Below are 9,047 nucleotides of genomic sequence, written 5' to 3'. Positions count from 1 at the left end.
CGACGCGGCTGGCGCGGTTCCCCGCGAAGCCCCACGCGCCCCGCCACAACACGGCCTCCTTCAGCTCGCCGCCCATGCTGACGAACTCGACGCCCGCCCCGGCAGCGGTATAGGGCCACAGCTCACCCAGGTCCACACCCGGCGACAGCTTGACCGCCAGCGCCTCGAACGGCCACGCGCGTATTACGTCCAGCGGCGGGTGCATGTCGCGCACGGAAAAGATGCGCCGTCCGGCCTCGCGCCGGGCCGGATCAAAAAACGCGGCGGGCACGCCCGCCAGCGGCAGCGGATCGAGCAGATCGCCCTGCACCAGCGCGCCGGACAGCCCATAGGCGGACAGGTTCGCAGCCGCCAGCCGCAGCCGAACAGGATCGAGATCCAGCCCGATCGCGGACGCGCCGGGAACCGCCGCCAGCGCCAACAGATCCCCGCCGATACCGCAGCCCAGATCCGCGATGCGCGCCGCGCCGAGATCCGCGAAACGCCGCGCGCGCCACCGGCTGATCGCTTCGCCGCTGGCCTGTTCGAGCGCGTCGGGCGTGAAGTACATGCCCGCCGCCCGGCTGAACTTGGCCTCGGCCCGCTGGCGCAGCCGCGCCGTGGTCAGCACGGCGCTGGCCTGCGCGGGAGTGAGCGTCCGCCGCAGCGCCCCGATCAGGCTCAGGGTGTGGCGCTCGTCCAGGTCCTGCCCGGCGAGCCAGTCCAGCGCGGATTGGCCCGTGTCGTGCAGCAAAAAGCGAACGTCGCGCTCATCCACGGGGATCGCTCCCCGCACCCTGCCGGATACGATCCAGGGACAATTCGGCTGAATTGTCCCTGGTGGTCGTACGTCTCATCATCCGGTAAACCGGTCGGTTATTCAGTTTCGATCTGGCCGAGCAGGCGCTTGAATTCTTCCCACTCGTCGCGGCTGAAATAGAGCGAGCCCCAGTCCAGCTCGACTTCATAATCCATTTCTTCTTCGCCTTCTTCGGGCGCTTCGTCGCTGACATCACCGACCAGATCCAGGAAATCTTCCCATTCTTCCTGGAAGAAGTGTACGGTCACCGCGCCAAGCTCCAGGTGATAGGTCACTTCTTCGTCCGGCTCCTGAGCCACCCAGATGGTGTAGTTCTCGGTCTCGGCAATTGACTCGGTCGGGATCTCGGGTACATCGTTATTCATGGCTGGATTCTCCTTAGCAAAAAATGCGCGACACTGCACTAGTCATTCTCGGCGTCCGCTTCAAAGGCTTCCACCGCCTGTAGGACTTCTAACAGGGCCAGCAGACTCGCGCCACTGTGCGCCTGATCATCCAGCCCTTCGACGCGAAAGCGCCGTTCTAGCATAGTGGTTTCAAAGTCAGGGGCGGCAGCAACCGCCTGCACGCGCCCTGCTACAGCCTTACGCCGCGCCGGATCCCAGGTGTAAACGGACTTCGTCCAGAACATCCGGTACCCTGCCACGATCCGCTCATCGGTGAGCGGCGTGGGCGGCTGGCGCTTGCGTCCCGATTCGGGCCACAAGAGCCTGCGAAATGCTTCGAACATCACTGCATCCTAACCGCGCGCTGCTGCCCTGGGCAGCCAACGCACTGCTAATTGTCGCCGGAACAGCGGCGGCTGTCCAGATCGGTATGTGTCGCCGCGCGAGTTTTCCGTGTAAACCGGCGGATTTCGCGCCTGTCAGCGTTTTTGTACCGGTTCGATGCCGCCGCTCGTGATGCGCTTCCAATCTTCCGTGCCGCTGGGCGGCAGCACCGGGAACCGTTTGCTAAGGAAATAGTGCATCACCTGATAGATCATGCCCCGCTGCTGCGCCGAATAGGGCGCGATCGCCGGGAATAACTCCTCGTCGAACAGTTTGCCGCGTATGTAGCGCCCGAACAGGCGCAGCGTCGCCACGATCGGCGCGGCCAGGATCACACCCAGCAGCCCGGCCAGATTCGAGCCGATCAGGATGGCGATCAGCACCACAACCGGGTGCAGATCCAGGCTGTTGCCCAGGATGCGCGGCACGAGGAAGATCGCCTCAAGCTGCTGGATCGCCATGTAGGCCGCGATCGTCGCCAGCGCGAAGCCGATGCCCGCATCCAGCCCGATGGTCGAGCTGGGCGTCGTCAGCGCGAACATCACCGCCGGGATCGCGGACAGCGTCGGGCCGAGGTTCGGGATAAATTCGAGGAACCCGGCCAGGATCGCCAGCAGCAGCGACTGCGGCAGCCCCAGGATCAGCGTGGCGACGTACGTCGCGGATCCCACCGCCACGCCGAGCAAAATCTGGCCGCGCAGATACGCGTTCCAGATCAGCCCCAGCTCGTGGAACAGGCGCAGCACGTCGCCCCGGTACGATTCGGGCGTGCCCCGCACGAAGTAGTCGATGAAGATCGGGCCGTCGCGCATCAGGTAGAACATCATCACCAGCATCAGGAAGGTCGAAACGACCAGCGACACCGCGCCCCCGACGAACGTCAGCGCCGAGTCCGAGACGGACAGCAGCGTCGACTGGAGCGTGTCGCTGAACGTGCCGTTGTCGGAGCTGGACGTCGTGCCGTCACCGAATGGCACCACGCCTTGCAGCTCCTCCCAGGGCACGATCGTAAAATCGCCAATCGTGATCGGCTGGCTGAGAAATTCTTCAAGATCCTGCTGGGTGCTTTCCACCAGCGAGGGCACGTCTTCCGCGAACTGGCGCAACTGCGAGAGCGTCGCCGGGACGATCAGGCCGACCACGATTCCCATCAGCCCGAACAACACCAGCCACGTCATGAGCACGGCCAGCGTCCGGCGCGATTCGTAATGGTGCAGGCCGTACAGCCGGTGCTCGAAAAAACCCACCAGCGGCGACAGCAAATAGGCGAATACGACCGTCAGCGCGAGCGACGTCCACGTCGTGGAGTCGATGCGCATCATCAGCAGCAAAAGCAGGCCAACCAGGACCAACGTTACGATCGTCTTGGTCGACTTGCTCCAGGGTGGGCTTGTTACAGTGGGGACTCTGCCGGACACGTTGTCACTCTGTTCTAGGGATGGGCCCCGTGTTGGCATCTCGATGTGAGAGGCGCTGATATCATCAATTGTAACCTGACGGGTAACGAAACGCTAACCATCTGCCCGGCGCTGCCCTGACTGAATGGGCCGCGAAAGCTGCCGCATAACCACCCTTGCAAAGTGGCGGTAACCCAATATAAACGTGGAGAGCTAGTGAAAATTACACAAAGTGCGACTTGGCTAATAACGCTTCGCCTGCTAAAATGAAGCTGTGGGCAACGTAGCATGATCGTCTTGATAGAGCATTACACCTGTATCAAAGGTGGTTAGTCCAAGAAATTTTTGCCGAGATCTGGCACTGGTCGAAGACCTTTTTCTTTTTGAAGGCTTAACAGTTTCAGACTCATCACTGCTGCCCAAAATTACGCCCGTTATTACGATAGCTTAGGCTGATAAATTTAGCCTTACCCACCACATGCTACACGCCCCCATTCAATGTGAGAGTATCTCGGCATTGTGTGCGGCTTCATTGGAGGCCGCGGCGCAATGTCGGTCTGCAGTTTTGGCTAACCCTCATTATCCGTTGCCTAATGAGGGATAGCCCACGTGAGGTTTATGGATGACAGCATACTTAATTGTCGATGTCGATGATCTGCTTCAGCGATTAGAGCAGCGGGGCGTCGCCCCCGACGTCCCATCCATCGCGGCAGCACTGATGAACAGCGCCGCGCTGGCAGCAGGACTCAAAAGCCCGGACGATCTGCGGGCCGTGGCGGTCGCGGACTGGAACCGCTATCGCCGTCCCAGCGGCAGCGCGGGCGTCAGCGTGCAGCAGGTCTTCGCCGGTGAAGGCTACGAGCTGTTCAACGTGCCCGAGCGTAAGTTCGTCACCGACGCGCTGCTGATGCACTACTTCTCCGTCGAATCCGACCCGGTCGATGAGCTGATCATCGCCACCACGCGCCTGGACATCTCGACGCTGGTGCACCGGGTCCAGACCTCCGACCGCGCCCGCGTGCGCATCTGGGGAGACGAGCCGCCGCCCGACGTGGAAGACGTGATCTTCCAGCCGCTGGAGGCAATTCTCGGCATCCCCAGCAAAACGGTGGCGCTGTATATCGACTTCGAGAACATCAGCATCAGCCTGAGCGAACAGGGATACATCCTCGACATCGACAATCTGGTCGAGGGTATGATCCGGCAGGCGCAGACGCACGGCCAAGTGGTCCACATGGCCGCCTATGCGCCGTGGGGCCAGCGCGGCAGCCTCGCCCCGCTGACGGACCGCACCGGGCGCGAAGTCTCGGACGAAGCGCCGAGCCGCATGGCGCGCTCGAACATCGATCCGGTCTTCAGCCTGCCCGGCAAAAACAGCGCCGACATGCGCATCGCCAAAGAAGTCCTGGGCGACAGCGCCAAAGTCGACAGCGCCGACGTGTTCATCATCGCCAGCGGCGACCGTGACTTCAACGAAGTCTTCAGCGCCGTCCGTGGCCGCAACAAGCAGGTGATCGTCTGGGGCGTGCGCGGCAGCACCAGCCGGTTGGTCGAATCCAACCCGGCGCTGAGCGTGGAATACGTCGAGGACTTCTGCAACCTGCACCGCCACAGCGAGATGCCGTCGGTCTACAATACGTCCCCGACGCTCACCCCCATTCAGGGCGGCGTGCTCCAGTACGAGGAGCCGGAATTCCGCCCGTCGCAGTGGTCGAGCGTGATCGTGCAGCTCGATCAACTGCTGACGCAGATCGAGGACGAAACGGTGACGCTGGACGAGCTGGTCAACCAGCTCATCGAAGCGCACACAGTCCCCAACGAGGACCGCGCGGAAGATCTGATCTTCCAGGCGGCCAGCCGGGGCCTGCTCGAATACGATCCCGATACCCAGCGTATCGGGCTGAATATGTCGCACCCCATGGTGGACAAGACCTTCCTCATCCGCGATCGTATCGTGCACCGCGTCGCCAATACGCTGCACGTGCGCGGCTGGGAATACGTCAACTACGGCTTCTTGCTGAAGGGTATCGGTATGGATCACGGCCTGGAAGGGCCGGGCCTGAACAGCTCCGACACCTGGCGCTCGGAATGGGTGGACTTCCTCGTGCGTGAAAACATCCTCGCGCGCGAGCTGGTCCCGCACCGCCACAATCCCGAAGACCTCGTGCCCGTGATCAAGCTCGCGGATCTCGAAGTCGCGGCGACGGCGCAGAATCCGCCCGGCGTCACCGAAGAAGACGTGCACGAAATGACCCGCCGCGTGATCGTCAGCGTGGAGCAGTTCACCAGCTTCCGAGGCTTCGCGTGGTGCCCGCTGGGCAGCCTGCACCGCCGTCTGCGCCCGTTCGATCCCAGCACCACCTTCCAACAGGCCGTCGAGGAACTGTTGGAGATGGGCGCGGTCGTCGTGCGCGAGTACGACAATCCGCAGAGCGACTACAAGACCAAGGGCATCTCGCTGGTCGAAAGCTCGCCGCTGGTGATTGACGTTCTGAGCGAGCGCAACCGCTTCGTCCAGCTTCTGCTCGACCTGTACGAGCGCCGCGCGCCGATCTCGCGCGAGGTCTTGCAGCAGCAGATGCAGATGGAAGACGAGGATCTCGACCTGTGGATCTCGATCATGCAGTCCGAGAACATCCTCAAGCCGGTGCCCGGCCAGCACGACCTGTACAGCCTGTTCCGCACCCACCACACGGTCAGTCTGGTGGCGGGCGAAACGACGGAAGAGTAGAAAAAGCAGGGAATAGGCACTCGGGATCAAGGATTGGTCGCCGGTCCGGCAGCAGACGTAAAATGTGTAGGGGCGTATCGTTATACGCCCCTTTTGCTGCCTCTGTGGCACACAACGCGACATCGCTCCCGGTCATTCCGGCTTTGCGCATACCGGGCGGAGCAAGCCCCGCCTCTACGGGTCACGTGAAGCATTGAGCGTGGGAGAAACTTGCATTTTCTCGCTCAAAAAGTGCATAACAGCCTCCAGATAAAGGAAGAACCTTGAATCAGCTTAAGACTTTACGCAAAATGTATATTCCTCTGCTCGTCTTCTGCGGAATTGTTTTTGTTTACTACATTTTAACGTCAAGTGTTGATGAAAAACTGAGGCTAGTCGCGACAGCAATCGGTGTGACAGTAGTGAGTTTTACCACGTCGCTTATCATGGTTTTTATCTTTGCCAGAAAAAAACATCAGTAGCCGTGCGACTGAAAAGACACCGTATATCCCTGGCAGTTCCCCGCCTCTGTACACATTCACCAAACCACCGCACTCCCGCCCCAACGCATTGAGCCTTTTCATCTCTTCCACGACTTGCTATAATCGTCACGGGTGTTAAACCTATTGACCGTGACCGGTGGGCCAACGTCCCGGACCATCTGGTGACAACAGCAGTACGCTGAAGGGATGTAAAAGATGGGACTCAACAAGAACATCAAGACCGATCTAATCCAGAACTATGCCCGTCACGACGGGGACACCGGCTCACCGGAAGTTCAGATTGCCCTTCTGACTACCCGGATCGAGCAGCTCACCGAGCACCTGCGTGTTCACAAGCATGACGAGCACAGCCGCCGGGGTCTGCTCAAGCTGGTCGGCCAGCGCCGCCGCCACCTGAAGTACTTGAGCCGCAAGAACCCGGAAAGCTACCGCGAGCTGATCCAACGCCTGGGTCTGCGCCGCTAAACCGAGAAAACCAACGCGCGGATCACGGACTGGTCCGCGCGTTTGTTTTAAGCAAGAAAGAAGTTGACGTTTGCCCGGAGTGACAGGTATTGGAACATACGACCTCAAGCGGCCTCTGGTTGGGCACGCGGCTTGAGCGTATATTCCAGTCCCTGTCTCCGGGCTTTTTAGTCTACGGAGGATTCCATGACTACAGGTAATGGCGGGATGCCCGCCAACCAACGCTTCGTGGCCCACGTTGCGGATCGCGAAGTGATCATCGAAACCGGCAAGCTGGCCGAACAGGCCGGCGGCGCCGTGACCGTGCGCATGGGCGACACGATGGTATTTGCATCGGCGACCATGAGCTCGACCGCCCGCGAGGGCATCGACTTTTTCCCGCTGAGCGTGGACTATGAAGAGAAGCTCTACGCGGCAGGCCGCATCCCCGGCAGCTTCATGCGCCGCGAAGGCCGCCCGTCCGAGGCGAGCATCCTGATCTCGCGCGTCACCGACCGCCCGCTGCGCCCGCTGTTCCCCAAGGACATGCGCAACGAGGTGCAGGTGATCGTGACTTCGCTCAGCCACGACCAGGAAAATCACGCTGACATGCTGTCGATCATCGCCGCCAGCGCCGCGCTGCACATCTCGAATGTGCCGTGGGGCGGCCCGATCGGTGCCGTGCGCGTGGGCCTGATCGACGGCGAATTCGTCGCCAACCCCACCATCCCCGAGATGGACAACAGCACGCTCGACCTGCGTATGGCCGGGACCGCCGACGCGATCATCATGGTCGAAGCGGGCGCGAACGAAGTCGACGAAGAGACGATGGTCAACGCGCTGCGCTTCGGTCACGACGCAGTGCAGGACGTCATCCGCATTCAGAACGAAATGCGCGAGCAGCTCGGCAAGCCCAAGAGCGACTACATCCCATCCGTGGTGAACGAGACACTGGCGAGCGAAGTCGAGAGCAAGGCCCGCGACGAGATCGTCAACATCCTGCAGACCCGCCCGGAGCGCGACGCGCGTAACGAGGCGATGGATGCCCTGCGCGAACGCCTGATCGCCGAGTACGAAGAAGCCGGTCCCGCGCCGGACGAAGATGGCGGCGTCAGCCCGAAGGCCGTACGTGAAGCCATCGAGGATACGCTGAAGAAGGAAATGCGCCGCCGGATCATCGAAGAAGGCATCCGCCCCGACGGGCGCGACCTCTTCACGATCCGCCCGCTGGCCGCCGAAGTGGACCTCGTGCCGCGCGTGCACGGCTCCGGCCTGTTCAAGCGCGGCCAGACGCAGGTGCTCAGCATCTGCACGCTCGGCACCCCGCGTGACAGCCAGCCACTCGACGGGTTGTATCCCGAAGACGAAAAACGCTTCATGCACCACTACAACTTCCCGCCCTACAGCACGGGCGAGACGTGGTTCCTGCGCGGTCCCAAGCGCCGCGAGATCGGGCACGGTGCGCTGGCCGAAACCGCCCTGCGCGCGATGATCCCGGCGGAAGACGTGTTCCCCTACACCATTCGCGTGGTGAGCGAGGTCATGTCCTCCAACGGCAGCACCAGCATGGGCAGCGTCTGCGCGGGCACCCTGTCCCTTATGGCCGCCGGTGTGCCGATGATCCGCCCGGTGGCGGGTATCGCCATGGGCCTGATCAAAGAAGGCGACCGCACCGCCGTCCTGACCGACATCCAGGGTATGGAAGACCACCTGGGCGACATGGACTTCAAGGTGGCCGGGACCAGCGAAGGTATCACCGCGCTGCAAATGGACATCAAGATCAAGGGTGTCAGCGATGACGTGCTGCGCCAGGCCCTGAGCCAGGCGCGCGATGCCCGCATGCAGATCCTGGGCGTGATGCTGGCTGTCATCCCCGAGCCGCGCGGCCACCTGAGCGAGTACGCGCCGCGCATCGAGACGGTCCAGATCAACGTCGAGAAGATCGGCATGGTGATCGGACCGGGCGGCAAGACCATTCGCCGCATTCAGGAAGAAACCTCGACCAAGATCGACATCGAGGAAGACGGCACGATCTTCATCGCCAGCGTGGACGGCCCCAGCGCCGACCGTGCCCGCGATATGATCCTGGCCCTGGTCGAAGAACCGGAGCTTGGCCGCATCTACACGGGCCGCGTGGTCCGCGTGGAGTCGTACGGCGCGTTTGTCGAGCTGCTGCCCGGCAAGGATGGCCTCGTGCCGATCAGCCAGCTTTCGGATCACCACGTCGCGGAAACCAGCGACGAGGTCAGCATCGGTGACGAGATCATGGTCATGATCACCGACATCGACTCCGACAACAAGATCCGCCTCAGCCGTCAGGCCGTGCTCGAAGGCTGGACGCTCGAAGAAGCGCGCGCCGCAGATCCGCGCATCGGCAGCGGCGGCGGACGTCGCGGCGGTGGCGGCGGCAATCGCGGCGGTGGT

7 protein-coding genes are annotated in these 9,047 nt (G+C 62.1%); 3 read left to right on the top strand and 4 right to left on the bottom strand.

The window, feature by feature from the left end:
- The 4 genes from V7116_RS24385 to V7116_RS24370 all read right to left on the bottom strand — a co-directional run.
- On the bottom strand, positions 1–757 hold a 757-nt coding region (locus V7116_RS24385; protein ID WP_324394603.1), incomplete at its 3' end, for a class I SAM-dependent methyltransferase.
- A gap of 98 nt (positions 758–855) precedes the next feature.
- Positions 856–1,164 (bottom strand): hypothetical protein, encoded by a 309-nt coding sequence (locus V7116_RS24380; RefSeq protein ID WP_324394602.1) that lies wholly within the window; start codon positions 1,162–1,164, stop codon positions 856–858.
- A 38-nt stretch (positions 1,165–1,202) separates the two neighbouring features.
- Positions 1,203–1,529, bottom strand: coding sequence for a hypothetical protein (locus V7116_RS24375; protein ID WP_324394601.1), 327 nt, complete (start codon positions 1,527–1,529; stop codon positions 1,203–1,205).
- Positions 1,530–1,664: 135 nt separating this feature from the next.
- A complete protein-coding gene (locus V7116_RS24370; protein WP_324394600.1) occupies positions 1,665–2,987 on the bottom strand; it encodes an AI-2E family transporter in 1,323 nt (440 codons plus the stop codon).
- A gap of 601 nt (positions 2,988–3,588) precedes the next feature.
- On the opposite strand from V7116_RS24370, the gene V7116_RS24365 reads away from it, so the two are divergent.
- The 3 genes from V7116_RS24365 to V7116_RS24355 all read left to right on the top strand — a co-directional run.
- Positions 3,589–5,697, top strand: a complete 2,109-nt coding sequence (locus V7116_RS24365) for an NYN domain-containing protein (RefSeq protein WP_324394599.1) — start codon at positions 3,589–3,591, stop codon at positions 5,695–5,697.
- A 677-nt stretch (positions 5,698–6,374) separates the two neighbouring features.
- Positions 6,375–6,644: a 30S ribosomal protein S15 gene (rpsO, locus tag V7116_RS24360; RefSeq protein WP_324394598.1), complete on the top strand. Its 270-nt coding sequence runs from the start codon at positions 6,375–6,377 to the stop codon at positions 6,642–6,644.
- A gap of 186 nt (positions 6,645–6,830) precedes the next feature.
- On the top strand, positions 6,831–9,047 hold a 2,217-nt coding region (locus V7116_RS24355; protein WP_324394597.1), incomplete at its 3' end, for a polyribonucleotide nucleotidyltransferase.

The sequence above is a fragment of the Aggregatilinea sp. genome (assembly GCF_036822615.1).
GTDB lineage: Bacteria > Chloroflexota > Anaerolineae > Aggregatilineales > Aggregatilineaceae > Aggregatilinea.
Note: the sequence above shows the minus strand (reverse complement) of the source record. Positions and strands in the feature narration are given on the sequence as shown.

Bases quoted from the DNA above. Each gene is read 5' to 3' on its own strand.
- V7116_RS24380 (WP_324394602.1), bottom strand. From the start codon at position 1,164: ATGAATAACGATGTACCCGAGATCCCGACCGAGTCAATTGCCGAGACC.
- V7116_RS24375 (WP_324394601.1), bottom strand. From the start codon at position 1,529: ATGTTCGAAGCATTTCGCAGGCTCTTGTGGCCCGAATCGGGACGCAAG.
- rpsO (WP_324394598.1), top strand. From the start codon at position 6,375: ATGGGACTCAACAAGAACATCAAGACCGATCTAATCCAGAACTATGCC.
- V7116_RS24365 (WP_324394599.1), top strand. From the start codon at position 3,589: ATGACAGCATACTTAATTGTCGATGTCGATGATCTGCTTCAGCGATTA.